The organism is Acidovorax sp. (assembly GCF_046339755.1).
Lineage (GTDB): Bacteria > Pseudomonadota > Gammaproteobacteria > Burkholderiales > Burkholderiaceae_C > Acidovorax.
Genome location: NZ_JBKDTZ010000164.1, coordinates 1 through 25,835 on the forward strand (window position 1 = coordinate 1; position 25,835 = coordinate 25,835).

A 25,835-nucleotide genomic window follows, 5' to 3' on the forward strand; every position below is an offset into this window, starting at 1 on the left:
ATCCCGAACAGGACAGTGAAACGACTTTGCGCCGATGATAGTGCGGGTTCCCGTGTGAAAGTAGGTCATCGTCAGGCTCTTACAGCCCTCAAAACCCCTCAGTTCGTTTGAACTGAGGGGTTTTGTCTTTGGGGAATGCAAAAGAGACGGCACAGCAGGGGCTGCGCCCTCTTTGCGGGGCATACCGGCTTGCCCCCATACTCCGTCCACCTGTTTGTTTCTCCATTTGATCGCCATGCAGCTGCAAGACATTCTGTATTCCCAGGGATTCGGCACCCGGCGTGTGTGCGCCGGATTGGTGCAGCAAGGCTGGGTGATGGTGAGCACCACGGGCCCCGGGGGTGAGTACGCGCTGTGCACGGATTCGGTGGCTGATTTCGAGCCCGAGGGGCTGCAGTTGCGCGTGCAGGGTGTGGACTGGCCGTACCACGAGAAGGCCTATGTGCTGTTGCACAAGCCTGCGGGCACCGAGTGCTCGCAAAAGCCATCGACCTATCCCAGTATCTACACCCTGCTCCCCCCTGCGTTGCGCCAGCGGCCGAGCAAGACGGCGGTGCAGGGCATCCAGGCGGTAGGGCGGCTGGACCAGGACACCACGGGCATGCTGCTGCTCAGCGATGACGGTCAGTTCATCCACCGCATGAGCTCGCCCAAGAAGCATGTGCCCAAGGTCTACCAGGTGACCACCAAGCACCCCGTGGACGAAGCCCAGGTGAACAAGCTGCTGGCCGGCGTGGTGCTCGACGACGATCCCAAGCCGGTGTGCGCCGCCGCCTGCGTGCGGGTGGACACGCACCGGCTGGACCTGACCCTCACGGAGGGAAAGTACCACCAGGTCAAGCGCATGCTGGCGGCAGTGGGCAACCGCGTGGAGGGCCTGCACCGCTCGCAGATCGGCAGCATGCCGTTGCCCGCGGACCTGGCGCCGGGGCAGTGGCGCTGGCTCAGCGCGGATGACCTCAAGGTGCTGACCACGGCGCCCGCCTGACACCGCCCGCCGTGCGGGTCGGTGTGCCGCCTTGCGCTCACCAGGGGTGGCTCGGTGCCGCTGGTGCCGAGGTGATTGACCACTTCTGCGCTGTGCCCCTGTCTTTGCCTGGAACTTCCTTGATCCAATCGGGTTCCATCCGCAGATGTTACGCCTTGCGGCGGTAGGGCCCGTGCTTCGGGCGCTACACTTGCAGACTGTCCTGAAAGTGCTTGGTTGTTTGTGAAGATTTTCTCCCCCGCGCGTGCGCGCGCCGCCCTGGCTGGCCTGGCCTTGCTGTGGGGCGCCAGTGTGGCGGCCGCACCAGCAGCGGCTCCCCTGCCGCCGATTTTCGTGCTGAACTCGCTGGAGGCCAATGTCAGCGTGATCGATCCGCTGACCTGGACGGAAACCTCGCGCATCCCCACCGGCAAGGAACCGCACCACCTGTACCTCACGCCCGACGAGCGCTCGCTCATCGTGGCCAATGCGCTGGGCGACACGCTGACCTTCCTGGACCCGCGCACGGCCCAGGTGCAGCGCACGGTGCGCGACATCGTGGACCCCTACCACCTGCGCTTCACGCCCGACATGAAGTGGCTCATCACGGCCGCGAACCGCCTCAACCATGTGGACTTCTACCGCTGGGACGGCAAGGAGCCCACCCTGGTGGCGCGTGTGAACACGGCCCGCACGCCGAGCCACATGTGGATCGACAGCCGCAGCACCACGGTCTATGTGTCCATGCAGGACAGCGATGAGTTGGTGGCCATCGACATCGCCACGCAGGTGGTGAAGTGGCGCATGAAGACCGGGCCCATGCCGGCCGATGTGTATGGCAGCCCCGACGACAAGCATGTCTTCGTGGGCCTCACGGGCGGCGACAGCGTGGAGGTGTTCGACGTCACGGGCCGCACGCCGCGCAGCATCAAGAAGATCAAGACCGGCAACGGCGCCCATGCCTTCCGCGCCTCTGGCGACGGCAAACACCTGTATGTGAGCAACCGCGTGGCCAACTCGATCAGCAAGATCGACATGGCCGCGATGGCGGTGGTGGACAGCTACCCCGTGCCGGGCGGCCCGGACTGCATGGAGGTCTCGGCCGACGGCCGCTTCATCTACGTGAGCTCGCGCTGGGCGCGCAAGCTGTCGGTGGTGGACACCGAGGCCAAGAAGGTGGTGCGCCAGGTGCCGGTGGGCAAGTCCCCGCACGGCGTCTGGACCCTGCAGCACGCGCCCCGCTAGCCGCCCCATGACTGCTGTCAGGAGCCTGCGGGCCGTGCTTTTGCCCCTGGCCCTGCTGGCCGGGGCGCCTGCCGGCCTGGCACAGGCCAGTTCCTGCACCAAGCCCGTGTACCTGACCCTGGACACGGGCCACATGGAAGTGGCGCCCCTGATGGCCGAGGTGCTCAAGCGCCAGAACGTGCAGGTGACCTTCTTTGCGGCCCAGGAGCGCACCAAGGAAGGCGATGGCAGCCTGGGCGATCACTGGGCGCCGTGGTGGCGCGCACGGGCCGCCGAAGGCCATGCCTTCGCCTCCCACACCTGGGACCACACCTATTGGCGCGGCGACCTCGGCACGCCGGACCAACCCGTGTTCAAGGTGCGGCCATCGGCCGGACCGCGCGCCGGGCAGGACTTCACGATGACCGCGGCCGAGTACTGCGCCGAGATCACCAAGGCCGCCGACCGGCTGCAGGCCATCACCGGGCAAAAGCCGATGGCGCTGTTCCGTGCCCCCGGGGGCAAGACCTCGCCCCGGCTGATCGCCAGCGCCCAGGCCTGCGGCTACACGCATGTGGGCTGGTCGCCGGCGGGCTTTCTGGGGGATGAGCTGTCCACCGCCCAGGCCAGCAACGACGCCCTGCTGCGCAAGGCGCTGCGCAATATCCGCGCCGGCGACATCCTGCTGGCCCACCTGGGCATCTGGTCGCGCACCGATCCCTGGGCACCCGCCGTGCTGGAGCCGCTGATCGCGGGGCTGAAAGAACGGGGCTTCTGCTTTCGGACACTGCGTGAGCATCCGGACTACGCTACAAAGTCCGTGCGCTAGTACCGCGCGGACACGGCACATACGGCGACAGCAACAGGAGCGGGCAAGGCAATGGAGTGGTTGAGCGCGATCTTCGATGGTGCACAGCAATGGCTGTTCGAAACCGTGGTGCAGCCGCTGATGTTCGCGGGCGGCCTCGGTAACCTGCTGGAGGACGGTTACGACGCCACCGGCTGGCTGCTGGTGGGCCTGCTGCAGCTGGCGGTGATCGTCGCCATCATAGGGCCCATTCAGCGCTGGCGCCCGGTGGAGCCGGTGACCAACCGCGCCACCATCCGCACCGACATCCTCTACACCCTGCTGCACCGCCTGGGCCTGTTCCGCGTGGGCCTGTTCTTCGCCATCGACCCGCTGATGGACGCGCTGTTCGGCGAACTGCGCATGTCGGGCGTCAGCACTTTCCACCTTGATGCCATCTGGCCCGGCGTGACCGATGTGGCCTGGGTCAGCCTGCTGCTGTACCTGGTGGTGTTCGACTTCGTGGACTACTGGATCCACCGCGGCCAGCACCACTTCGAGTGGTGGTGGAAGCTGCACTCGCTGCACCATGCGCAGCAGCAGATGACCATGTGGAGCGACAACCGCAACCACCTGCTCGATGACATGCTGCGCGACACCATCCTGGTGGTCGTGGCCCAGCTCATCGGCGTGGCGCCGGGCCAGTTCGTGGCCATCGTGGCGATCACGCAGCTGAGCGAAAGTTTTCAGCATGCCAACGTGCGCCTGTGGTTCGGCCGCGTGGGCGAGCGCCTGTGGGTGAGCCCGCGCTTTCACCGCCTGCACCACAGCATCGGCATCGGGCATGAGACCGTGAAGCCCGCCGCAGCGGGCGAGAAGGCCCCGCGCGTGGTGCTGGGCGGCCACAACTTCGGCGTGCTGTTGCCCTGGTGGGACATGCTCATGCGCACCGCCAACTTCGAGCAGCGCTACGACCCCACGGGCGTGCGCGACCAGGTCGAGCCCGGGCCCGACGGCCGCACGCGCGACTATGGCCGCGGCTTCTGGTCGCAGCAATGGCGTGGGGTGCTGCGGTTGGTGGGCAGGGCTTAGCTGCGCCCGGCGGCCACGCTGCGCACCAAGTCCCAAGCCACTGCGGCCACCGGCGCCAGCGCGCGGTTGGCCCGCCGTACCAGCACGATGGCGCGCTCCACGCGCGGTGTGAGTGGCCGCACCTCCAGGCCTTGCAGCCCCGCGGGCGGCAGGGCCAGTGTGGGCACGACCGAAATGCCCAGGCCCGCATCCAGCATGCGAAAGATGGTGGTGACATGGCCCACCTCCTGCGCCACGGGCGCCTGCACGCCATGCTGGCGCAGCGCGTCGTCGATCAACCGGCGGCTGCCCGAGGCATGGTCCAGCAGCACCAGCGGCTCGCCGTCGAGCGCCGCCCAGCGCACGCTGCGCTGCCTTGCCAAGCGGTGCGTGGGTGGGCAGACCAGGCAGAAGGGTTCGGACAGGATGGGCTCGGCCAACAGGTCCTCGCTGCGCCCCGGCTCGGGCTCGATCACCACGCCGAAATCCACTTCGCCCGACAGGACGCTGGCCAGCGCATCGTGCTGCATGCGGTCCAGCAGCAGCAGTTCCAGCCCCGGGTGCTCCTGCCGGCAGCGCGCTATGCACTCTGGCAGCAGGTTGGCTGACAGGGTGGGGCTGCTGGCCACGCGCACCCGGCCCTGGCGCTGCGTGGCCAGGCCGCGCACATCGAGCAGCACGCTGTCCAGGTCCTCCAGCACGCGCGCCAGGCGCACGGCCAGGCTGCGGCCCGCCTCGGTCAGCACCACTTCGCGCGTGGTGCGGTCCAACAGCTTGATGCCCAGGTGCTGCTCCAGCTCGGTCACGCAGCGGCTCACGGCGGGCTGGGTCAGGCCGATCTGGTCCCCGGCGCGCGTGAAACTGCTGTGCAGGGCCACGGCCTGGAAGACGCGCAGTTGTCGCAAACTGGGATTCATGAGGAATTATTATAAATTCATCAAATCAATCCATTTCTCTTTGGACGGAATAATCGGTCCAATCGGTATATACCGTTCTCAATGGGCGTTCACGCCCCTGCAATCCATGGCCCGCTCCCGTCTGCTTCCCGACAATTTCACGCTCTACCTCGTCGCCACCGTCATCACGGCCAGCCTGCTGCCGGCTTCCGGCAGTTTTGCCCGGGCGCTCGAAGTGGCCACCACGGCGGCGGTGAGCCTGCTGTTCTTCCTGCATGGCGCCAAGCTCTCGCGCCAGTCCATCCTGGCCGGCATCGGCCACTGGCGGCTGCACCTGGTGGTGGTGGCCAGCACCTTCGTGCTGTTCCCGCTGCTGGGCTGGGCGCTGCGCCCTGTGCTGGAGCCCCTGGTCACGCGCGACCTGTACACCGGCATCCTGTACCTGTGCGCGCTGCCCGCCACGGTGCAGTCGGCGATTGCCTTTGTCTCCATGGCGCGTGGCAACATTCCTGCTGCGGTCTGCAGCGCGTCTGCCTCCACCTTGCTCGGCGTGGCCTTCACGCCGCTGCTCGTGGGCCTGCTGATGTCGCAGAACGCGGCCATGGGCGACCCGCTGGCCGCCATGGGGCGCATCGGCGTGCAACTGCTGCTGCCCTTTGCCATCGGCCACCTGCTGCGCCCCTGGATCAGCGGCTTTCTGCAGCAGCGCGCGGCCGTCATGAAGGTGGTGGACCAGGGTTCCATCCTGCTCGTGGTCTATGCGGCCTTCAGCCATGCCGTCATCGACGGACTGTGGTCCCAGGTGCCGCCCATGGCCCTGGCCGGCCTGCTCGCCGTGTGTGCGGTGCTGCTGGCGTTGGTGCTCACGCTCACCACCTGGAGCGCGCGGCGCATGGGCTTTTCCAAGGAGGACGAGATCACCATCGTCTTCTGCGGCTCCAAGAAGAGCCTGGTGAGCGGCGTGCCCATGGCCAACGTGCTGTTCGCTGCCAATGTGGCGGGCGCCATCGTGCTGCCGCTGATGCTGTTCCACCAGATGCAGCTCATGGTCTGCGGCGTGCTCGCGCAGCGCTACGCACGGCGCGGGCTGGATGCCGGCAAAGCACCGGGCGCACAGCCCGAACAGGCCTGACGGTCACAGCGGGAACCCGCGCAACCGCCGCGCGGTGCAGGGTTTCATCAAGAGCGGCGAGGCTCGCGGTATGCTCACGCGCATGGGACTGCTACTGGACTCTTTCTGGCGCGCCGCGGCGTACTGCATGCGCCCCCGCGTCATCCTCCTGTCGCTGCTGCCACTGCTGCTGATGGCGGCGCTGGCCTTCGGCTTGGGCTACTTCTACTGGGACGTGGCGGTGCAGAGCATGCACTCACTCCTGGATGCCTCGCCCATGCTCAAGAACTTCTGGAGCTGGCTCGAGGGCTGGGGACTGGGCAGCGTGGTGGCGGTGCTGGCGCCCATGATGGTCATCCTGGTGGCCACGCCGGTGCTGGTGGTGGTGTCGCTGCTGCTGGTGGCCGTGCTCATGACGCCGGCCCTGGTCACGCTGGTGGCCGAGCGGCGCTTTCCCGAACTGGTGCGCAAGAAGGGCGGCTCCTTCTTCGCCAGCTTGGCCTGGTCCGTGGGCTCCACGGTGATGGCGCTGGTGGCGCTGGCAGTGTCCGTGCCGCTGTGGCTGGTGCCGCCGCTGGTGCTGGTGCTGCCGCCGCTGATCTGGGGCTGGCTCACCTACCGGGTGATGGCCTTCGACGCACTGGCCGAGCATGCCAGCAAGGAGGAGCGCAAGCGCCTGTTCGAGCGCCACCGCGCCAGCCTGCTGGGCATCGGCATCATCACCGGCTACCTGGGCGCGGCACCCAGCATCGTCTGGGCCTCGGGCGTGCTGTTCGTGGCGGCCTTCGCCATCCTGGTGCCACTGGCGATCTGGATCTACATGCTGGTCTTCGCCTTCTCCTCCCTGTGGTTCACGCATTTCTGCCTGGCGGCGCTGCAGGAGCTGCGCGAGGACGAGGTGCGCGCCACCCTGCCCGTGCCTTCGCGCCTGCCGCTGGATGCGCTGGCGCCTGCGCCTGCGATCCAGGAGGCGGCGCCACCTGTGCCCGAGGTGCCGGCAGCCAGCCTGCCCGCGCCCGATATGCCCTCCACCGATCCCCGCACCCCATGACCACTCCCACCTTCGGCCTCATCATCGTCGGCGACGAAATCCTCTCGGGCAAGCGTGCCGACAAGCACATGCCCAAGGCCATCGAGCTGCTGGCCGCGCGCGGCCTGGCCCTGTCGTATGCCGACTACGTGGGTGACGATCCGGCGCGCATCACGGCCACGCTGCAGCGCGCCTTTGCCTCGGGCGACGTGGTGTTCTCGTGCGGCGGCATCGGCGCCACGCCGGACGACCACACACGCCAGTGTGCCGCGCGGGCGCTTGGAGTGGATCTGGCGCTGCACCCCGAGGCCGAGCGCCTGATCCGCGAGCGCATGCAGGACGTGGCGCGCGAGCAGGGCCTGCCCTACGAGCCCGAGCGCCACGACAATGTGCACCGGCTCAACATGGGCATGTTCCCGGCGGGGGCGCAGATCATCCCCAACCCCTACAACAAGATCCCCGGCTTCAGCTGCGCCAGCCCGGGCGGGCAGGGCGGGGCGGTGCACTTCGTGCCGGGCTTCCCCGTGATGGCCTGGCCCATGATCGAGTCGGTGCTGGACACCCTGTACGCAGCGCACTTCAACCGCACGCCCCAGACCGAGCATTCGGTGGTGGTGTTCGGCGCCATGGAGGCGGCACTCACTCCGCTCATGGAGCAGATCGAAAAATCACACCAAGGCGTTCGGGTGTTCAGTTTGCCCAGCGTGGATCATCCACAATACGGGCGGCATATCGAACTGGGTGTCAAAGGCCCGGCGCAGGCACTTCCCGCAGCATGGATGGACCTTCAAAAAGGACTGCACGAATTTGGTGCGGAACTTGGCCCTGAAATGGTGCGCAACCTGTGATGTGCAATGTGGGTGGCTGTTGTGCACCAAATTTGTGCATTCGGCTGTTCCTGCCGGACCCCAGGCCGGGCTGCTGCTCCGCGATAGTGCGGTGATTGCACCCCGCTGGCACGCAAACTGCTTTTATTTCGGCAAATTCTTTTTTCAACAAGCGCTTTACCCAGGAGAACCTGATGGCCAAGACCGTTGCAGACGTGATGAACATGGTGAAGGAAAACGAAGTCAAGTTCGTTGACTTCCGTTTTACCGACACCCGGGGCAAGGAACAGCACGTGACCGTGCCGGTTTCCCACTTCGATGAAGACAAGTTCACGTCGGGCCACGCATTCGACGGTTCGTCGGTGGCCGGCTGGAAGGGCATCGAAGCCTCGGACATGCAACTGATGCCCGACCCCAACACCGCCAACATCGACCCCTTCTTCGAAGAAACCACGCTGTTCCTGCAGTGCGACGTGATCGAACCCGGTGACGGCAAGGCCTACGACCGCGACCCTCGCTCCATCGCCAAGCGCGCCGAAGCCTACCTCAAGGCCTCCGGCCTGGGCGACACCGCCTTCTTCGGTCCCGAGCCAGAATTCTTCATCTTCGACGGCGTGCGCTGGTCCAACGAACCCGGCAAAGTCATGTTCGAGATCGAAGAGTACGAAGCCCCCTGGAATTCGGGCGCCAAGCTCGAAGGCGGCAACCGCGGCCACCGTCCCACCGTCAAGGGTGGCTACTTCCCCGTGCCTCCGGTCGACAGCACGCAGGACATGCGCGCTGAAATGTCCCTGATCCTCGAATCCCTGGGCATCCCGGTCGAAGTGTTCCACCACGAAGTGGCGGGCGCAGGCCAGAACGAAATCGGCACCAAGTTCAGCACGCTGGTCGAGCGCGCCGACTGGACGCAGGTCCTGAAGTACGTGGTCTGGAACGTGGCCAACGCCTACGGCAAGACCGCCACCTTCATGCCCAAGCCCTACGCCGGCGACAACGGCTCCGGCATGCACGTGCACCAGTCCATCTGGAAGGACGGCAAGAACCTGTTCGCAGGCGACGGCTACGCCGGCCTGTCGGACTTCGCGCTGTACTATATCGGCGGCATCATCAAGCACGCCCGTGCCCTGAACGCCATCACCAACCCCGGCACGAACTCGTACAAGCGCCTGGTGCCCGGCTTTGAAGCCCCTGTGAAGCTGGCCTACTCGGCCCGCAACCGCTCGGCCTCGATCCGCATTCCTTACGTTGCCAACCCCAAGGGCCGCCGCATCGAAGCGCGCTTCCCCGATCCATCGGCCAACCCTTACCTGGCCTTCTCGGCCCTGATGATGGCCGGCCTGGATGGCGTGGAAAACAAGATCCATCCCGGCGAAGCCGCCACGAAGGACCTGTACCATCTGCCACCCGAGGAAGACAAGCTGGTGCCCACCGTCTGCCACAGCCTGGACCAGGCCCTGGAATACCTGGACAAGGACCGCAGCTTCCTGACCAAGGGCGGCGTGTTCACCGACTCCATGCTCGATGCCTATATCGACCTGAAGATGACCGAAGTCACGCGTTTCCGCATGGCTCCCCACCCTGTCGAGTACGACATGTACTACTCGCTGTAATCCGCCGTTACCGGCGATTACCTGGAAAAGGCGGCGCAAGCCGCCTTTTTTCATGGCTGGCGCTGCCCATGGGCGAGGAACCAACACCGTTCTGGCGGGGTCAGTACCCGCAGGAGAGCCCCTTTGAACAGCTTCTTGGACCTGGGCCGGCCCGATGGGGCGTGCCCCGGTGTCTGTGAACCCTCACGGCCGCCGCACCTGCCGGATTGGCGATGTGGGGTGATTGGGAGATACTCTCTGGCTGTCCCCTGCATTCGCTGCTTGCGCGAGGAATTTCCATGAAGAAGACTGTCACCAACCTGTTGTTGCTTGCCTGCGCCGTCGCCCCCTTGGCCGGCTGGGCGCAGGACCGCATCTACCGCTGTGGCAACGAGTACACGAACAACGCCACCCAGGCCAAGGAGCGCGGCTGCAAGCTGGTCGAAGGCGGCAACGTCACCGTGGTGCAGAGCGCGCGCCCTGCCGCGGCGGCGGGCGGCGCGGCAGCGCCTGCTGCGGGCAGTGCGCCCTCGGCATCGCCACCGGGCGCCCCGCGCGTGAGCAGCAACGACCAGAAGGCCCGTGATTCCGATGCGCGTGCCATCCTCGAGTCCGAGCTGCGCAAGGCCGAGGCGCGCCATGCCGAACTGGTCAAGGAATACAACAATGGCGCGCCCGAGCGCAATGCCCTGGACCTGCGCAACCCGCAGCGCTACATGGAGCGCACGGCCGAACTCAAGGCCAGCGTGGCGCGCAGCGAGAGCGATATCGCCGGCATCAAGCGCGAGCTGGGCCGCGTGGCCCCAGCCAACTGACCCCGCGCGTGAGTACCCCACCCGACAACACTTCCCCGTCCGACACCGGGCGTTTCCATTCGCTGGATCTCATGTCCACGCTGGTGGCCGTGCTGCGCATCGATGGCGCGGTGCTGTTTGCCAATGCGGCCCTCGAAAACACCCTGGGCCTGTCGCGCCGCACGCTGGAGGGCGGTGATTTCTCCGGCTTCTTCACCGACCCGGCATTGCTGCAAACCGCGCTGGCGGGTGCCCGCGTGCAGGATTTTGCGGCGCTGCGCTACGAGGCCAGCCTGAAGCGCCTGCACCAGGACCCGATCCCCGTGCATGTGAACGTGGCCGCCGCAGAGCAGGCCGGCGAGATCCTGGTGGAGCTGTGGCCGCTGGAACAGCAGGCGCGCCAGGACCGCGAGGAGCGCCTGCTCGACCAGGCCCAGGCCAACAAGGAGCTGATCCGCAACCTGGCGCACGAGATCAAGAACCCCCTGGGCGGTATCCGCGGCGCGGCGCAACTGCTGGAGATGGAGCTTGAGAGCCGCGAGCTCACGGAGTACACCCAGGTCATCCTCCACGAGGCCGACCGCCTGCAGAGCCTGGTCGACCGCCTCCTCGCTCCGCATCGCCATCCGCACCTGGTGGGCGACGTCAACATCCACGAGGTGTGCGAGCGCGTGCGCTCGCTGGTGCTGGTCGAGTACCCGCATGGCCTGCGTGTGCAGCGCGACTACGACACCTCGATCCCCGAGTTCCGGGGCGACCGCGCGCAACTCATCCAGGCACTGCTCAACGTGGTCCAGAACGCGGCCCAGGCCCTGTCCGAGCGCGTGGCTGCAGGCGATGCGGTGATCACCTTGCGCACCCGCGTGGCCCGACAAGTAACCTTTGGTCGCCAGCGCTACCGGCTGGCACTGGAATTGCATGTCATCGACAACGGACCGGGCGTACCCGATGCCATCAAGGAGCGTATTTTTTACCCTCTGGTATCGGGTCGGGACGGCGGATCGGGGCTGGGACTCACGTTGGCACAAACCTTCGTGCAACGGCACCACGGATTGATCGAATGCGACAGCGTACCGGGTCGCACCGACTTCCGAATCCTGATCCCCTTGCCCTGAGGTCCTTGACGACACGCAACCACAGGGAAGGTAAGCAACACATATGAAGCCGATCTGGATAGTAGATGACGACCCCTCGATCCGCTTCGTCCTGGAAAAGGCCCTGGCCCGGGAGAACCTGCCCACGCGCAGCTTCACCCATCCGCGCGAAGTGCTCGATGCGCTCGCCGACATCACCGCAGGCGACCCTGCCCGCCAGGCCCCCCAGGTCCTGGTGAGCGACATCCGCATGCCCGGGGGCTCGGGCCTGCAACTGCTTGAAAAGGTTCGCGAACTGCAGCCCGGCCTGCCCGTCATCATCATGACGGCGTACTCCGACCTGGACAGTGCCGTGTCGGCCTTCCAGCGCGGCGCCTTCGAGTACCTGCCCAAGCCCTTCGACCTGCCCAAGGCGGTCGAGCTGATCCGCCGTGCCGTGGAGGAAAGCCAGCGCGAGGAGGTGACCGAGGAGCGCCAGGCCGAAACCCCCGAGATGCTGGGCCAGGCGCCCGCCATGCAGGACGTGTTCCGCGCCATCGGCCGGCTCAGCCAGAGCCAGGTCACGGTGCTGATCACCGGCGAGTCAGGTTCGGGCAAGGAGCTCGTGGCGCGCGCACTGCACAAGCACTCGCCCTGCGCGGACGGCCCCTTCGTGGCCATCAACACGGCGGCCATCCCCAAGGACCTGCACGAATCCGAACTCTTCGGCCACGAGCGCGGCGCCTTCACGGGTGCGCAGACGCAGCGCCGCGGCCGCTTCGAGCAGGCCGAGGGCGGCACCCTGTTCCTCGACGAAATCGGCGACATGCCGTTCGACCTGCAGACGCGCTTGTTGCGCGTGCTGTCGGACGGCCAGTTCTACCGCGTGGGCGGCCATGCGGCCGTGAAGGCCCATGTGCGCGTGATCGCGGCCACCCACCAGGACCTGGAAAAGCGCGTCAAGGAAGGCGGTTTTCGCGAGGACTTGTTCCACCGCCTGAACGTCATCCGCCTGCGCCTTCCGGCGCTGCGCGAGCGCCATGAAGACGTGCCCATGCTCACGCGCCACTTCCTGCAGCAAAGCGCGCGGCAGCTGGGCGTGGAGCCCAAGCGCATTGCCGATGCGGCCCTGGTGCGGCTGGAGCAGTTCGCCTTTCCGGGCAATGTGCGCCAGCTCGAGAACATCTGCCACTGGCTCACGGTGATGGCACCTGCGCAGGTGATCTCGCTGCAGGACCTGCCGCCCGAGGTGCTGGAAGCCCCCGTGTTCCAGGCGCCTGCGCGTGCTGCTGTAACCGATGGCCATGCCGCGGCACCGCAGCCGGGGATCGCCATGCCCGTGGCGGCCCTGGCGCCCCAGCCCGAGCTGGTGGGCGGAGTGCATGCCGTTGCGCCGGCAGCGGCGCCGCAGTTCGCTGCGGCGGCTGCGCCAGCGGTCGCCTGGGCTGCGGACACGTTGGCCGCGCCCGCCATGCCGGCACATCCTGTGCTGAGCTGGGAGCAGGCGCTGGAGGCCGAGGCCCAGAAGCTGCTGTCCGGCGGCCAGCCCGAGGTGTGGGACGCGCTCACACGCCGCTTCGAATCGCGGCTGATCCGCACGGCCCTGGTCGCCACCCATGGCCGCCGCATGGAGGCCGCGCAGCGCCTGGGCATCGGCCGCAACACCATCACCCGCAAGATCCAGGAACTGGGCCTGGATGCGCCCGACGAGGGCTGAGCGGGCCCCATCGGCCACGCACAGCAAGCCCCGGGCACGTGCCCGGGGCTTTTGTTTTTGCGTGGCGTTCCTACAGATGGCGAGCGGCAGTGTGTGTAGCCTGCAGGCTTTCCCACCTGGGGACGCCCCATGCACCTCGAAGGCTCCTGCCATTGCCGCGCCGTCCGCTTCTCGCTCGAAGCCGACAGCCCCGTCCCTTTCATGCACTGCCACTGCTCCATCTGCCGCAAGACGGCGGGTGGCGGCGGCTATGCCATCAACCTGGGCGGCGATGCGCGCACGCTCAAGGTCCAGGGAGCCAAGCACCTGGGCACCTACCACGCAGTGATGCGTGAGGAAGGCCGGCGCAGCAGGCGCTCCAAGGCCGAACGCAAGTTCTGCCTGCAGTGTGGCAGTGCCCTGTGGCTGTGGGATCCGCGCTGGCCTGAACTGGTCCACCCCCATGCATCGGCCATCGACACGCCTTTGCCCAAGCCACCCGAGGTGGTCGAGGGTATGCTGGAGTTCGTCGCCAACTGGGTCGATGTGCCCAAGGGCAAAGGGCACCGGCACTACCAGGCGTTTCCGGACGAGTCACTGGCCGAGTGGCATGAGCGGCATGGGCTCAAGGACTGAATCCTGGAAAGGCTTCTGCGGGCCCCCATCATGCCTTGCTGCGGGCCAGGGTGGTGTAGTGCAGGACCACTCCCGCCGTGAACACCAGCGCAAAAGCAGATAGCCGATGGCGCGACGCCTGTCCTGCAGGTAGCGCGCCTTGGACTGCTCGTAGGACACCAGGGTGCTTTCAGCCGTTCGAATTTCATAGCACAGCGGGAAACGCTCGTAGGCTTTGGGCTCTGACATCAGCACGGTCACGGGCTGGCCCTTCAACGCGCGCACCAGGCTGAGGTTCTCTGCATGCCCTTCACGGAGGCAATTGGGGCTGCCGGTCGCTGGCGAACAATTGCATTTCCTCAGGCCGCCGTCGCTTGTCCTGACAACGGTCGCGTGCCCGTTTCCTTTGTTGGTGGGCATCACGTAGGGCATCTGGTAGGTGCCATGTACGGTTGTGAGTTCGCTTCTATGCGGGATCTCCAGCTTGAGCAGGTAGAAGAACGGATAGAGCAGCAACAGCGCCAGCATCCATGCGACCCAGCGGAATTTCGCAAAGAAGATCCGCCAGAGGAGGATGGGTAGACGTCTGTGCATGCGTGGTCGCGGGTCGATCATTGGGTTGTGGACGCCAGCATCATCGCCTACGCGCCGACCAGGCCCGTTGGCCGCCCTGTGGAAATGCAAGGCTTTGGAATCGGGGGGAAGTCCGGCTAGCCGGTGTAGCCAACCGGCTTTTCAGGCGTGGGCGACCCACCCCCGAAACGCCAGTCCCGCATAGAACAGGCGGATATCGCGGAAGCCGGCCTGCGCCAGCAGGGTTTCTTCCTCGTCGGGGCCGAGCAAGGGCAGGGCTGTATCGATGGCTGTGGCTGCGCGGCGCGCGGCTTCTGCGTCCACGCCCGATGCGATTGCAAACGCTGCATAGCGCGCCAGCCACCGCGCGCGCTCCTCGGGCGGTGCCAGCGGGAAGCTCAGGTGGGCAATGACCAGGGAAGCACCTGGCTTAAGTCGCTGGTGGATGGCCTTCAGGGTGGCCAGCCGTTCGCCCAGCGGAACGAAATGCAGGGTGAGCAGGCAGGTCGCGGCATCGAAGGGCCCTGCCGGTGCCGTGTGCACGTAGCCGTGGTGAAAGTCCACCCGCTCCGACAGCGGTCCAAGCGTGGTCTGCGCCAGCTGCAGCATGGGTTCGGACGGATCTACCCCCACGAAGCGCCAGTGCGGTTCCGCCTTGGCGAAGACGCCCAGTTCCGCCCCCCCGCCGGCGCCGACGACGAGCACCCTGGCCTCGCGCGGCGCACGCTCGGCCACCAGCACGCCGGCCATCTTCTGCAGATCGTCCCATCCCGGCACCAGGCGGCGTGTGCGGTCGGCGTATGAGGCGACGGCCTGGGGATCGGCAAAGGGGGCGTTGGGGTTGTCGCGGGTGGAGGAGGTGGACATGGCAAATGGTTTCAAGTAACTTCAATTGTTTCATATGTGCCATGGGCATTGCAAGGGGCGTGGTACGGCCTTGTCACCCGCACAATGGAGCCATGACTCCAAGCCCTGCACCCGTGGTCTCTCTCTCCACTCCATGGGCCCAGGACCCGGCCCTGTTGCGCCGCCTGCTGCGCGCCAAGGACCGGATGGATGCCGCATCGCACGAGGCCTGGCCAGTGGGCCGGCTGGCCGAGGCGAGCGGGGTGTCCGAGGCGCACTTCGCGCGCTCGTTCAAGCAGGCCTTCGGCATTCCGCCCCACCGCTACCTGCTCACGCGCCGCATCGAGCAGGCATCGACCCTGCTGCGCGATACCGAGCAGCCCATCACCGACATCGCGTTCGCGACCGGCTGGGAAAGCCTGGGCACGTTTGGCCGCATCTTTCGCGACATCACCGGCAAGAGCCCCAGCGCGCTGCGCCGCGAGGCCCGGGCCGAGGCCGGGCCCCTGGCCAGCGTGCCGGCATGCATCCTCAAGGCCGCGGAGCGGCCGGATCTGGCCACAGCAGTTTCGGAGAAGCGCCGCCGCGCGGCGGACGGTACAAACCGGTCTTCGACAACCCAGGAGATCGAACGATGACGATGACCAGCTTGATGAACAACCCGCCCGCCCAGGGCATCGGTGTGGTGGGCGTGTACGTGGACGACCAGGACGCGGCGCTGGCCTTCTACGTGGAGCAGCTCGGCTTTCGCGTGCACACCGACGTGCGCAACGGCAGCTACCGCTGGCTCACGGTGCAGCACCCGGAGCAGCCCTCGTTCCAGCTCGGCCTGTTCACCCCGGGGGCGCCCCTGCACGACGAGGCCACGGCGCAGACGCTGCGCGCCATGGTCGCCAAGGGCGCCATGCCGCCGCTGGTCTGGCATGTGGCCGACTGCCGCGCCACCTGCGCGCAACTGCGCGAGCGGGGCGTGGAGTTCACCCAGGAGCCGGTGGACCGCTACGGCAATGTGGATGCGGGCTTTCGCGACCCGGCGGACAATGGCTGGAAGGTCATCCAGCGCGCTGCAGGGGCGGCGCGATGAGCGGAGGCGGCAACCGGCTCCGGCAGATCCACCGCTGGGTATTGATCGCCTTCACGCTGACCGTCGTGGCCAACTTCGCGACCATGGGCCTGGGCCAGGCAGCACCGCCTGCGTGGATCACCTACGCGCCCTTGGCTCCCCTGGCCGTATTGCTGCTAACGGGGCTCTATCTGTTCGTGCAACCCTACCGGGCCCGCCGGTCCGGCGCGCATGGGGTACAGCACCGGTGTCCGGTTCACATCCGTTCTAGCCGAGCGTGCAGGCGGTGGGCACCATCGCGGGCATGACCTCTTCATCTGCTGCTTCTCCCCCTGCCTGGTCCCACCAGGGCTTTACCGCACCCTTCACCACCACGGGCCGCTCGGCCCTGGTGCCGCCACCACCGTGGCACTACGCGGGCTGGCTGCTCAACGTGGCCTTCCAGTTCGATGCCGAGTGCGCAGTGCCTCTGGTGCCGCCGGCGGCGGGCCGGCCGCTGGGGACGGGCTGCGTGCACTTTGCCGACTGGCAGGCGTGCACTCTGCACGGCGAGGAACTGCTCGACCCGGTGCTGGCGCAGTACCGCGAGACCATCGTGGTGCTGGAGGTGGAGCGGCCCGATGGCAGCCGCGCCATGTACTGCCCGGCGATCTGGGTGGACCAGGACATCTCCCTGGTGCGCGGGCTGTTGCAGGGCTGGCCTAAAAAACTGGGCAGTACCTGGCTCACGCGCAGCCTGCCCTTGGACCACCCTGCGGCCGCCCAACTGCGCGCCGGCAGCCGCTTGGGCGCAAGCCTGGCGGTGAAGGACCGCCGTGTGTTCGAGGCGCAGGCCACGCTCACGGGTCGGCCTGGCCTTGCTCTGGGCTTTCTGAGCATGCCGACCATCGGCGCCGTGGGCTGGCCGGACCTGCGGCAGCCCGCGCAGCTGCCGGCCCTGGCGTTGGTAAAGCCGGCCATCGGGGAGCGCGTCGGAGCGGGCTGGCATGAGGCCACGGCCACGCTGCAGCTCACCCCACATCCATGCGAGGACCTCGGCCTGCTGGGTGGGCTGGTGGCGGGAGACGCCAGCGCTGGCTGGATCGGCATCACCGTCGCAGGCGCGGTCGATGCCTGAGCGCAGGGCTGCCGCCCCGCAGGGCCTGCCACCATGGCGCTGAACCTGCGCTCCGAGGTGCGCCGGCTGCGCGTGTTCGACCTGGAGCAGGTGCGGCACCAGGAGCCGGGGCAGGAGTGGGTGCCGCACTGGCACGAGGAATGGTCGTTCGGCGCCATCGTGCGCGGCGAATGCCGCTGCAGCGTGGCAGGCCATCCGTTCGTGGCGCGCACGGGCGACGTGATCGCGATTGCCCCCGGCGTGGTCCACACGGGGGCGATGAGCGCGCCGCAGTACCAGTGGCGCGTGCTGGTCGCCATGCTGTATGTGCCCAGCGACTGGCTCGTGAACGAAGGGCTGCGGCCTCCCCCGCGCAGCGGCGTGGCGCGCATGCCCCGGCTGGCGGAAAGCGCGCGCGGCCTCGCCACCACGGCCGAGGTGCAGGGCTGGCTGCGGCGCGCCGTGCCGGCCTTGCGCCGCAGCCTGCCTGCCGACCCCTCTGCCGTGGAGCCGGGGCCCCCGAGTGCCGCGGTGCGCGCCCTGATCGAACGGGTGCAGCAGGCCGTGGCTGGCGGCGACCTGTCGGTGGCGGACCTGGCAAACCGCTGCGGGGTGAGCCGCGAGCGCATCCACCGCGTGCTCACGGCCTGGGTCGGCATGGCCCCAGGCGACTACCTGCGGGCCGTGCGCCTGCACCGTGCCCGGCAGCTGCTGCTGGCGGGCGAGCCGGCCGCCGCGGTCGCTGCGGAGTGCGGTTTCGCCGACCAGGCGCACTTCACGCGCTGGTTTCGCCGCTCCTTCGGCTACACGCCCGGGGACCTGCTGCAGGCGGCCGAACGCGGCTGACCAGCGCGGTCACCGAAGGACAGGCACAATCGCCCGGCGATAGGGCCTTTGCCCTGCCGGTTTTCGGCCTTTTGCGCCACGTTCCCTTCGTTGACCGATGCCCGCGCCCGGAGTGCGTGCGGGTGCCTCCTTTTTCTCCATGCAATCGCCGCTGCCCGTCTTCGCCCTGCTGTTCAACGCCTTTGTGTGGGGCCTGGCCTGGTGGCCGTTCCGGTTGATGCATGGCGCCGGGCTGCACCCGCTGTGGGCAACGGCCGCGATGTATGCGGTGGTGCTGCTCGGCTTGTTGACCCTGCGGCCGGGCATCCTCGCGCAGGTGCGCCAACACCCGGGGTTGTGGCTGCTGGCGCTGGCCTCGGGGTTCAACAACGTGGCCTTCAACTGGGCCGTAACGGTGGGTGACGTGGTGCGCGTGATCCTGCTGTTCTACCTCATGCCCGCCTGGGCGGTGCTGCTGGCCTGGCGCATCCTGGGCGAGCGGCCCACGCCCATGGCCATCGCGCGGCTGGTGCTGGCCTTCACGGGCGTGGTGCTGGTGCTGCTGCCCGGGGATTCCTCTCCGGCCAGCCTGCTGCAGGGTCTGTCCATGGCCGATGGGCTGGCCCTGATGGGCGGCTTCATGTTCGCGCTGGTCAACGTCACCGTGCGCCGCCTGCACGCCGTGCCGGGCCAGGCACGCATGTTCGCCATGTTCGGCGGCTGCATGTGCATGGCGCTGCTGGCAGGCGTTGTCGGCCTGCACTTCGGGGTGGTGGAGGCCTTCCCGGCCTTCAATGCCACCTGGGCCGTCACGGCGCTGCTGCTGTCTGGCGTGCTGATGCTGGGCAACTGGGCGCTGCAGTTCGGCGCCTCGCGCCTGAAGGCGGGCACCACGGCCGTGGTGATGCTGTCGGAAGTGGTGTTCGCCAGTGTGTCCTCGGTGCTGCTGTCGGCCTCGCAGCTGGAGGCGCGCACGGTGCTGGGGGGCTCGCTGATCCTGTTGGCGGCGCTGCTGGCATCCTTGCGGCGATAGTACCCGCCTAGCTGGGCAATCGCGCGGCGGCCCGCTTGAGGGCTGCGGCAAATGCCAGCGCCGCAGGCTTGGGCTGGGTGCCGCGGCGCGACACCAGGTACAGGTCCAGCTGCGCCACGGGTTCGCGCAGCATGGCCACCCCGAGGCCCTGGCGCAGGCATTCCTCCATCGCGAAGGAGGGGATGACGGCATGTCCCCGGCCGGCGCGCACCATGCCGATGATGGTGCCCAGCAGGTTCATGCGCGGGCGCTCCTCATGCGTGCGGCCCAGGCGCGAGAGCTGCTTTTCGATCACCACCTGGATGGGGTTGCCCGGCGGCAGGCTGACCAGGGGCATGCCCTCGAGGCTGCTCCAGGGGCGGCTTTCCGAGAGGCCGCCGCTGCCTGCCTCGGGCGGGCTGATGCGCATGAGCCGGAACTTGCACAGGGGTTGGCGCGACAGCCCCACGGCCGGCTTGACGAAGAAGCCGAAGCCGATGTCCGCCTCGCCCTCCAGCACCTTCTGGCGCACTGTGGCCACTTCCACGTCGGTCAAGTGCACCTGCACCCCGGGGTGCGTCTCGGCAAAACCGCGCACCACGTCGGGCAGCAGGCTGGCCGAGATCATGGGCGTGGCCGCCACCAACAGGCGCGAGCGCACGGCGGCTTCACTGCCATCGAGCACGGCGCCCAGCGCGCGCAGTTCGCCGACGATGCGCTCGGCCACGGGCTGCAGCCGCCGGCCCGCATCGGTGAGCGTGAGCGAGCGCGTGGTGCGGTGGAACAGGCGCGCGCCCACCTGCTCCTCCAGTTCCTTGACCAGCATGCTCATGCCAGAGGGCGACAGATGCACCTGCTCGGCCGCCTTGGCAAAGCTCTGCAGCCGCGTGACCTCCAAGAAGGCATGGAGCTGGCGGCTGCTCACATTCATCAGCTTCATTGACGAATTCATCAGAATTTTCCGTTTGATTCAAATCAAGACTGTCGTTGTAATTGTGGTCCAACTTCCAAGGAGACAACGACATGGCCATTTCATCCCCGCTGCCGTCCCGCCGGCGCCTGGTCCTTGGCGCCCTGGCATCCGTGGCGGCGCCCCTGGTCCACGCGCAAGGCGGCGACACCACGCCCGTGCGCCTGATCGTGCCCTTCACACCCGGCACGGGGATCGACCTGATCGCGCGCCAGATTTCGGTGCCGCTGTCCGAGCGGCTCAAGCGTCCCTTCTTCGTGGACAACAAGGCCGGTGCCTCGGGCATCATCGGCACGCAGGAAGTGGTGCGCGCGCCGGCCGATGGCACGACCTTGCTGGTGAGCGTCAACACCCTGGTGATGAACATGGCGCTGTACCCCAAGCAGGGCTTCAACCCGCTCACCGACCTGCAGCCCGTGGCCCAGACCAGCTGGGGCCAGTTGCTGCTGGTGGCCAGCGAGGCCTCGAAGATCCAGACGCTCAAGGAGTTGATCGAGCGTGCCAAGGCCAAGCCCGGCGCGCTCAACTACGGTTCGCCCGGTGCGGGTACGCCGCACCACCTGGCGATGGAGCTGCTCAAGAACCGCGCCAAGGTCTCGCTCACCCACATCAGCTACCGCGGCACGGCGCCAGCCGTCACCGACCTGCTGGGCGGGCAGATCGACGCCATGTTCCTGCCCATCCACGTGGCGCTGCAGCACGTGAAGGCCGGCAAGCTCAAGGCACTGGCCATCAGCTCCGACACGCCGCATCCGCTGTTGCCCGAAGTGCCATCGCTGAACAGCCTGAAGGTGGGTGACCTGAACGTGGACATGTGGTACGGGGTCTTCGCCCCGGCGGGCACGCCGCGCGCCCTGGTCGACCGGCTCAACACCGAGCTGCGCGAAGTGCTCGCGGCACCCGCTGTGGCCAAGGCCTTCGAGACCCAGGGCATGACGCCTGCCCACAGCACGCCCGATGCCTTCAAGAAGCTCGTGGCGGCCGATGCCAAGCGCTGGGCCGACCTGATCAAGGCCCAGGGCATCACGGCAGAGTAATGAAAGCAATGAACAGCATGAACAAGGACCAAGCCATGGCACAGCACCAGGACGCCGAAGTGGTCATCGTCGGCGGCGGCCCCGTGGGCATGGGCCTGGCCATCGAGCTGGGCCAGCGCGGCGTGCCCACCATCGTGGTGGAACGCTACGTACAGCCCCAGCCCATCCCCAAAGGCCAGAACCTGACCCAGCGGACCATGGAGCATTTCCACTTCTGGGGCGCCGAGGCGCAACTGCGCGCGGCGCGCACCATTCCCAAGGAATACGGCATCGGCGGCCTCACGGCGCACGGCACCCTGCTCGGGCCGCACAGCTACGACTGGCTGCAGCGCGACCTGGTCAAGCCCTACTACTTCACCGGCAACGAACGCCTGCCGCAGTACGCGACCGAAGCCGTGCTGCGCGAGCGCGTGGCGCAACTGCCCTCGGTGCAGACCCTGTACGGCTGGGAGGCCAAGGGCGTGGCGCAGGATGCCGATGGCGTGTCCATCACCATCGCCGAGCGCGGCGGCAGTGGCGGCGAGCGTGTGCTGCGCAGCGCCTATGCGGTCGGTTCGGACGGCGCCCGCTCGGTCGTGCGCGAGCAGGCCGGCATCACCCAGACCCGCACCGACCACGACCGCATGATGGTGCTGCTGGTGTTCCGCTCGCGCGGGCTGCACCAGCTGCTGGAGCGCTACCCCGGCAAGTCCTACTACAACGTGCTGCAGCCCGAGCTCAAGGGCTACTGGAAGTTCTTCGGCCGCGTGGACCTGGGCAGCACCTGGTTCTTCCACGCCCCCGTGCCGCCGGGCACCACCAAGGACAATTTCGACTTCACCGCCTACCTGCAGGATGCGGTGGGCGCGCCCTTCGACGTGGAGTTCGAGCACATCGGCTTCTGGGACCTGCGCTTCATGCTGGCCGACCGCTACCGCCAGGGCCGGGTCTTCGTGGCCGGCGATGCCGCGCACAGCCACCCGCCCTATGGCGGCTATGGCGTGAACTCGGGGCTCGAGGATGCACGCAACCTGGGCTGGAAGCTGGCCGCCACGCTGCAGGGCTGGGGCGGCGAGCACCTGCTCGACTCGTACGATGCCGAGCGGCGCCCGGTGTTCGCGTCCACCATCAGCGATTTCATCGCCAAGTCCATCGACACGGACCGCGAGTTTCTCGACGCCCACGACCCGGCGCGCGACCTGCCCGCCTTCGAGGCCGCGTGGAATGCCCGGGCCCAGGGCGCGGTGGGCGAGGTGCATGCCTTCGAGCCGAACTACGAGGGCTCGGCCGTGGTCTGGGACAGCCAGGGCCGCGCCAGCAGCGCCAAGGGATCGCATCGCTTCGACGCGCGGCCCGGGCACCACCTGGCGCCGGCGCTGCTGCCCTCGGGCCGCAATGTCTACGAAGAGCTTGGCACGGGCTACACCCTGCTGGCCTTCGGTGCCAGTGCGCCGGAGGTCCAGGCCTTTCGCGATGCCGCAGCCGCGCAGTCGATCCCGCTGGCGGTGGTCCAGGCGCAAGGGGCGGGCGAGCACGAGCGCTACAACGCCCGGTTGGTGCTGGTACGGCCGGACCAGTTCGTCGCCTGGGCCGGCAGTGGTGCCGAGTTGGGGGCCGGCCAGGCCCGCGAGGTCCTGGCGGTGGCTGCAGGCGTGCAGGCCGAGGTGGCAACCGCCTGAGCTACGGTTTCTTCTTCTGCAAGGCCTTCAGCCGCACCCGCTGCTCAGCCGTCGTGCTGGGCGCGTACAGGCGGCCCACCAGGGCCTGCTCCCATTCTTCGTCGTGGTCGGGCCAGGTCTCGATCAGCCGGGTAAGGCCTTCCACGTCCTCCGCATCCACCAGCTCCCGCACGCGCTGGGCGAAAGGCGAGAGGGGTGGCGGTGGCGGGGGCTCTGGCTCAGGCTCTCGCATCACCGGCTGTGCGCCGGGGCGAAAGGGGTCGCGCCCTTCGCGCATGAAGCGGCGTATCGCCTCCGCCGACACCATGCTGCCCGGCTCGTCCGCATCCTCACCCTCGTATTCGAACAGGTCGGGGTGCAGGCAGTCGGACCAGTTCTCGCCCATGTTCCATTCGCAGATCGGCAGGTGGTAGCCGCCTTCGGCGTACATGTCGTGGTCCAGGGTGATGAAGGCGCGGCCATGCATGGCGCCATTGATCACCAGGCTGCCGTCGTTGTATTCGCCGTAGATGATGTTCTCCACCTTCACGTCGCCCATCACGCGCATGTGGCTGTCACCATGGCCGAAGCTCGTGGCGTGGATGCTCCCGCTGACCAGCGTCTGCCCCGGGTAGGTATAGGTCAGCTGGCTGAACACGCCGGCGACCTCCACATCCCCCTCCACGATGACGCCGGCATGCAGCCCGAAGTCGGCGATGCGCTCCAGGTCGAAGTCCCCATGCCAGCGCAGCCCCTGGCGGAACAGCGCCAGCCTGCGGGGCTGGCCGCGCAGTTCGTCGGCACCGTTGATGGCCAGGAATGCATCGAGCAGTGGGTGCGGTGTGCGCGCATCGCAGAACAGCTCATCGGCCACGCTGCCGTCGGCCACCGGCAGCGATGGACTGCAGGGCACAAAGCCACGCTCCTCTTGCCATTCCTTGCGCAGTCGCTGGTGGTGTGCTTGCGCCTTGCTGGCCGTGCCGTAGGTTGCGTTGAGCACCAGGCAGGGTTTGCCGATGGTGCCGCTGCGCACGCGCAGGCGGGTGCCGTCGTCGTGCAACAGCAGTTCGATGAATTCACCGCGCTCGGCCGATTCGAGGTAGCAGCTTGCAGCAGGTGCATTGGGCAGATTGGGCAGGTCCATGCGGCATTGTCGGTGCGCCAGCGGAGGCTGTCGGCAGATGGCGCACGCATCTGTTTCAGGCTGTTTCGAGGCGGCGGCCCTAGGGGCCGTATGTCCTACACCCGCACCCTCTGCATGCCGACCCATGGGGGAAGGAGGGCCTCCCACAATGAAGCCATTGTCCAACCAACCGGAGACCTCTCATGGCCGATTTTCACGATGCCAACCGCGATCCCTTGACCAATGAACCTGGCGCCCATCCCGTGGGTACAGGCGTGGGCGCTGCCCTGGGCGGCGCCGCAGCGGGCGCTGCTGCCGGCGCTTTCGGGGGGCCGGTGGGCGCTGCCATCGGCGGTGTTGCCGGCGCCGTCGCCGGCGGGCTGGCGGGCAAGGCCGCTGGCGAAGCCGTCAACCCCACCAACGAAGACGCCTACTGGCGCGAGAACTACCAGCGCGAGCCCTATTTCGTGGGCGGCCGCACCTACGACGAGTACCGTCCTGCCTACGAACTGGGCTGGAGCTCGGTGGGCCGCTACGAGGGCGACTATGACGCCATCGAACCTCGCCTGGCCGACGACTGGCGTGCACGCCATGGCGATGCAGGCCTGGCCTGGACCGACGCCCGCCCGGCCGCCCGTGCCGCCTATGAGCGTGCCTACAACAGCCGCCCGCTGGAAGTGGCCGGTGACATCGACAACGATGATGTGATCGATACCCTGAACGACCTGCTGGAATCGGCCCGCGATGGCGAGTATGGTTTCCATGCCAGCGCCGAGCATGCCGAGTCGGGCCAGCTCAAGGGCATCTTCCAGCGCCATTCGCGCGAATGCGCGGCGGCCGCCGCCGAGCTGGAGCGTGAAATCCGTGCCCGTGGCGGTGAACCCGTCAGCGGTGGCACCGTTGCCGGCGCGCTGCACCGGGGCTGGGTGTCCGTGAAAACGGCGCTGTCCACCCAGGATGACAAGGCCGTGCTGGAAGAGTGCGAGCGCGGTGAGGACGCTGCCGTGGCGCGCTACCGCAAGGCCCTGAAGGCCAACCTGCCCCAGGACCTGCGTGCCCTGGTCCAGCGCCAGGCCGATGGCGCCCAGCGCAACCACGACGAGGTCAAGGCGCTGCGCGACAGCTTCAATCCTGCACGTTGACCGGTATGCCGGCCCGCCTGGCTTCCTGCCTGCCTGTTCGCAGGCGCGCAGGGAACTGGCGGGTCGCCACAGCGAGGACCCTGGCTGCGCCCTGACCAGAAAAACAGCGCCGCCGCAGTTCTCCGCCACCGCCGCCATGGGCTCAGCCCATGGCGGCGGTGTGCGTTGGGACCGAGTCTTCCGATGGCAGGCTATTCCAGCGTGACCACCACGGGCGCGTGGTCGCTGGGCTGCGGGTTCTTGCGCGGCGCGCGGTCCACCATGCAGGCCGTGACGCTGCCGCGCAGCGCCTCGCTTACCAGGATGTGGTCGATGCGCAGGCCCTTGTTCTTCTGGAAGCCGAGCATGCGGTAGTCCCACCAGGAGTAGATCTTTTCGGGCTGCTCGAACATGCGGAAGGTGTCTGTGAGGCCCAGTTCCAGCAAGGCCTTGAAGTGGTTGCGCTCTTCCGTGGTGTGGTGGATGGTCTCGCGCAAGCCCACGGGGTCGTAGGAATCCCGGTCTTCCGGCGCCACGTTGAAGTCGCCGACCAGGGCCAGGCGCGGGTGGGCGGCCATCTCGGCGCGCACCAAGTCCTGCAGGGCCTGCAGCCAGCGCATTTTGTAGGCGAACTTTTCCGAGCCCGGCTCCTGGCCGTTGACGAAGTAGCCGTTGATCACGCGCAGCGGGCCCGTGGGCGTATCGAGCGTGGCGATGATCACGCGCGCCTGCTCGTCCTCGTGCGCGGGGATGTTGCGCACCACGTCGGCCATCGGGTGGCGGCTCAGGATGGCGACGCCGTTGTAGGTCTTCTGGCCGAAGGCCACGGCCTGGTAGACGGCTTCCTTGAAG

General features: G+C 67.7%; 26 protein-coding genes. 20 read left to right on the plus strand and 6 right to left on the minus strand.

What is annotated here, in order from left to right:
• The first annotated feature begins 235 nt into the window (after positions 1-235).
• From ACK59X_RS13720 to ACK59X_RS13735, 4 genes are all read left to right on the plus strand, one after another.
• Positions 236-988: a 16S rRNA pseudouridine(516) synthase gene (locus ACK59X_RS13720; RefSeq protein WP_409957879.1), complete on the plus strand. Its 753-nt coding sequence runs from the start codon at positions 236-238 to the stop codon at positions 986-988.
• A 222-nt stretch (positions 989-1,210) separates the two neighbouring features.
• Positions 1,211-2,212 (plus strand): YncE family protein, encoded by a 1,002-nt coding sequence (locus tag ACK59X_RS13725; protein ID WP_409957880.1) that lies wholly within the window; start codon positions 1,211-1,213, stop codon positions 2,210-2,212.
• 7 nt (positions 2,213-2,219) lie between these two features.
• Entirely contained in the window at positions 2,220-3,020 is an 801-nt protein-coding gene (locus ACK59X_RS13730; protein ID WP_409957881.1) for a polysaccharide deacetylase family protein, read from the plus strand.
• 51 nt (positions 3,021-3,071) lie between these two features.
• Positions 3,072-4,070 (plus strand): sterol desaturase family protein, encoded by a 999-nt coding sequence (locus tag ACK59X_RS13735; RefSeq protein WP_409957882.1) that lies wholly within the window; start codon positions 3,072-3,074, stop codon positions 4,068-4,070.
• On the opposite strand, the gene ACK59X_RS13740 is transcribed toward ACK59X_RS13735, so the two are convergent.
• Positions 4,067-4,966: a LysR substrate-binding domain-containing protein gene (locus ACK59X_RS13740; protein WP_409957883.1), complete on the minus strand. Its 900-nt coding sequence runs from the start codon at positions 4,964-4,966 to the stop codon at positions 4,067-4,069. The two genes, ACK59X_RS13735 and ACK59X_RS13740, sit on opposite strands and share 4 nt — an antisense overlap.
• Positions 4,967-5,072: 106 nt before the next feature.
• Between ACK59X_RS13740 and ACK59X_RS13745 the strand changes: the two genes are divergently transcribed.
• From ACK59X_RS13745 to ACK59X_RS13780, 8 genes are all read left to right on the plus strand, one after another.
• Positions 5,073-6,077, plus strand: coding sequence for a bile acid:sodium symporter family protein (locus ACK59X_RS13745; protein WP_409957884.1), 1,005 nt, complete (start codon positions 5,073-5,075; stop codon positions 6,075-6,077).
• Between the two features lie 70 nt (positions 6,078-6,147).
• Positions 6,148-7,107: an EI24 domain-containing protein gene (locus ACK59X_RS13750; RefSeq protein WP_409957885.1), complete on the plus strand. Its 960-nt coding sequence runs from the start codon at positions 6,148-6,150 to the stop codon at positions 7,105-7,107.
• On the plus strand, positions 7,104-7,934 hold the full coding sequence (locus ACK59X_RS13755) for a competence/damage-inducible protein A (protein ID WP_409957886.1): 831 nt from the start codon (positions 7,104-7,106) through the stop codon (positions 7,932-7,934). Before ACK59X_RS13750 ends, ACK59X_RS13755 begins: the two co-directional genes overlap by 4 nt.
• Positions 7,935-8,107: 173 nt before the next feature.
• The gene (gene glnA / locus ACK59X_RS13760; protein ID WP_409957887.1) at positions 8,108-9,523 is read left to right on the plus strand and encodes a type I glutamate--ammonia ligase; all 1,416 of its coding nucleotides are present in this window, start codon (positions 8,108-8,110) and stop codon (positions 9,521-9,523) included.
• 278 nt (positions 9,524-9,801) lie between these two features.
• Positions 9,802-10,317, plus strand: coding sequence for a hypothetical protein (locus tag ACK59X_RS13765; protein ID WP_409957888.1), 516 nt, complete (start codon positions 9,802-9,804; stop codon positions 10,315-10,317).
• Positions 10,318-10,388: 71 nt separating this feature from the next.
• Positions 10,389-11,411, plus strand: coding sequence for a nitrogen regulation protein NR(II) (glnL, locus tag ACK59X_RS13770; RefSeq protein WP_409957904.1), 1,023 nt, complete (start codon positions 10,389-10,391; stop codon positions 11,409-11,411).
• Between the two features lie 43 nt (positions 11,412-11,454).
• Positions 11,455-13,086, plus strand: a complete 1,632-nt coding sequence (ntrC, locus tag ACK59X_RS13775; protein ID WP_409957889.1) for a nitrogen regulation protein NR(I) — start codon at positions 11,455-11,457, stop codon at positions 13,084-13,086.
• A 129-nt stretch (positions 13,087-13,215) separates the two neighbouring features.
• The gene (locus tag ACK59X_RS13780; protein ID WP_409957890.1) at positions 13,216-13,701 is read left to right on the plus strand and encodes a GFA family protein; all 486 of its coding nucleotides are present in this window, start codon (positions 13,216-13,218) and stop codon (positions 13,699-13,701) included.
• Here the strand turns inward: ACK59X_RS13780 and ACK59X_RS13785 are convergent.
• Together ACK59X_RS13785 and ACK59X_RS13790 are read right to left on the minus strand one after the other, a co-directional pair.
• Positions 13,660-14,295, minus strand: a complete 636-nt coding sequence (locus tag ACK59X_RS13785; RefSeq protein WP_409957891.1) for a hypothetical protein — start codon at positions 14,293-14,295, stop codon at positions 13,660-13,662. The genes ACK59X_RS13780 and ACK59X_RS13785 overlap by 42 nt on opposite strands.
• Positions 14,296-14,415: 120 nt before the next feature.
• Entirely contained in the window at positions 14,416-15,120 is a 705-nt protein-coding gene (locus ACK59X_RS13790; protein WP_409957892.1) for a class I SAM-dependent methyltransferase, read from the minus strand.
• 92 nt (positions 15,121-15,212) lie between these two features.
• On the opposite strand from ACK59X_RS13790, the gene ACK59X_RS13795 reads away from it, so the two are divergent.
• The 5 genes from ACK59X_RS13795 (at position 15,213) to ACK59X_RS13815 (ending at position 19,116) form a co-directional block, all read left to right on the plus strand.
• The gene (locus tag ACK59X_RS13795; RefSeq protein WP_409957893.1) at positions 15,213-15,737 is read left to right on the plus strand and encodes a helix-turn-helix domain-containing protein; all 525 of its coding nucleotides are present in this window, start codon (positions 15,213-15,215) and stop codon (positions 15,735-15,737) included.
• The gene (locus ACK59X_RS13800) at positions 15,734-16,183 is read left to right on the plus strand and encodes a VOC family protein (RefSeq protein WP_409957894.1); all 450 of its coding nucleotides are present in this window, start codon (positions 15,734-15,736) and stop codon (positions 16,181-16,183) included. Before ACK59X_RS13795 ends, ACK59X_RS13800 begins: the two co-directional genes overlap by 4 nt.
• Before the next feature lie 283 nt (positions 16,184-16,466).
• Positions 16,467-17,279: an acetoacetate decarboxylase family protein gene (locus tag ACK59X_RS13805; RefSeq protein WP_409957895.1), complete on the plus strand. Its 813-nt coding sequence runs from the start codon at positions 16,467-16,469 to the stop codon at positions 17,277-17,279.
• Positions 17,280-17,312: 33 nt separating this feature from the next.
• On the plus strand, positions 17,313-18,104 hold the full coding sequence (locus tag ACK59X_RS13810) for an AraC family transcriptional regulator (protein WP_409957896.1): 792 nt from the start codon (positions 17,313-17,315) through the stop codon (positions 18,102-18,104).
• Between the two features lie 139 nt (positions 18,105-18,243).
• Positions 18,244-19,116 (plus strand): DMT family transporter, encoded by an 873-nt coding sequence (locus ACK59X_RS13815; RefSeq protein WP_409957897.1) that lies wholly within the window; start codon positions 18,244-18,246, stop codon positions 19,114-19,116.
• A gap of 7 nt (positions 19,117-19,123) precedes the next feature.
• Here ACK59X_RS13815 and ACK59X_RS13820 read toward each other — a convergent pair whose 3' ends face one another.
• Positions 19,124-20,047 (minus strand): LysR family transcriptional regulator, encoded by a 924-nt coding sequence (locus ACK59X_RS13820; RefSeq protein WP_409957898.1) that lies wholly within the window; start codon positions 20,045-20,047, stop codon positions 19,124-19,126.
• Between the two features lie 71 nt (positions 20,048-20,118).
• Between ACK59X_RS13820 and ACK59X_RS13825 the strand changes: the two genes are divergently transcribed.
• Positions 20,119-21,102: a Bug family tripartite tricarboxylate transporter substrate binding protein gene (locus ACK59X_RS13825; protein ID WP_409957899.1), complete on the plus strand. Its 984-nt coding sequence runs from the start codon at positions 20,119-20,121 to the stop codon at positions 21,100-21,102.
• Between the two features lie 35 nt (positions 21,103-21,137).
• Positions 21,138-22,760, plus strand: a complete 1,623-nt coding sequence (locus tag ACK59X_RS13830) for an FAD-dependent monooxygenase (protein WP_409957900.1) — start codon at positions 21,138-21,140, stop codon at positions 22,758-22,760.
• Between the two features lies 1 nt (position 22,761).
• Here the strand turns inward: ACK59X_RS13830 and ACK59X_RS13835 are convergent, their stop codons facing one another.
• Positions 22,762-23,883: a hypothetical protein gene (locus ACK59X_RS13835; RefSeq protein ID WP_409957901.1), complete on the minus strand. Its 1,122-nt coding sequence runs from the start codon at positions 23,881-23,883 to the stop codon at positions 22,762-22,764.
• A 182-nt stretch (positions 23,884-24,065) separates the two neighbouring features.
• On the opposite strand from ACK59X_RS13835, the gene ACK59X_RS13840 reads away from it, so the two are divergent.
• On the plus strand, positions 24,066-25,004 hold the full coding sequence (locus ACK59X_RS13840; protein WP_409957902.1) for a ferritin-like domain-containing protein: 939 nt from the start codon (positions 24,066-24,068) through the stop codon (positions 25,002-25,004).
• Between the two features lie 191 nt (positions 25,005-25,195).
• On the opposite strand, the gene xth is transcribed toward ACK59X_RS13840, so the two are convergent.
• A partial coding sequence (gene xth, locus ACK59X_RS13845) for an exodeoxyribonuclease III (RefSeq protein ID WP_409957903.1) occupies positions 25,196-25,835 on the minus strand: 640 nt, incomplete at its 5' end.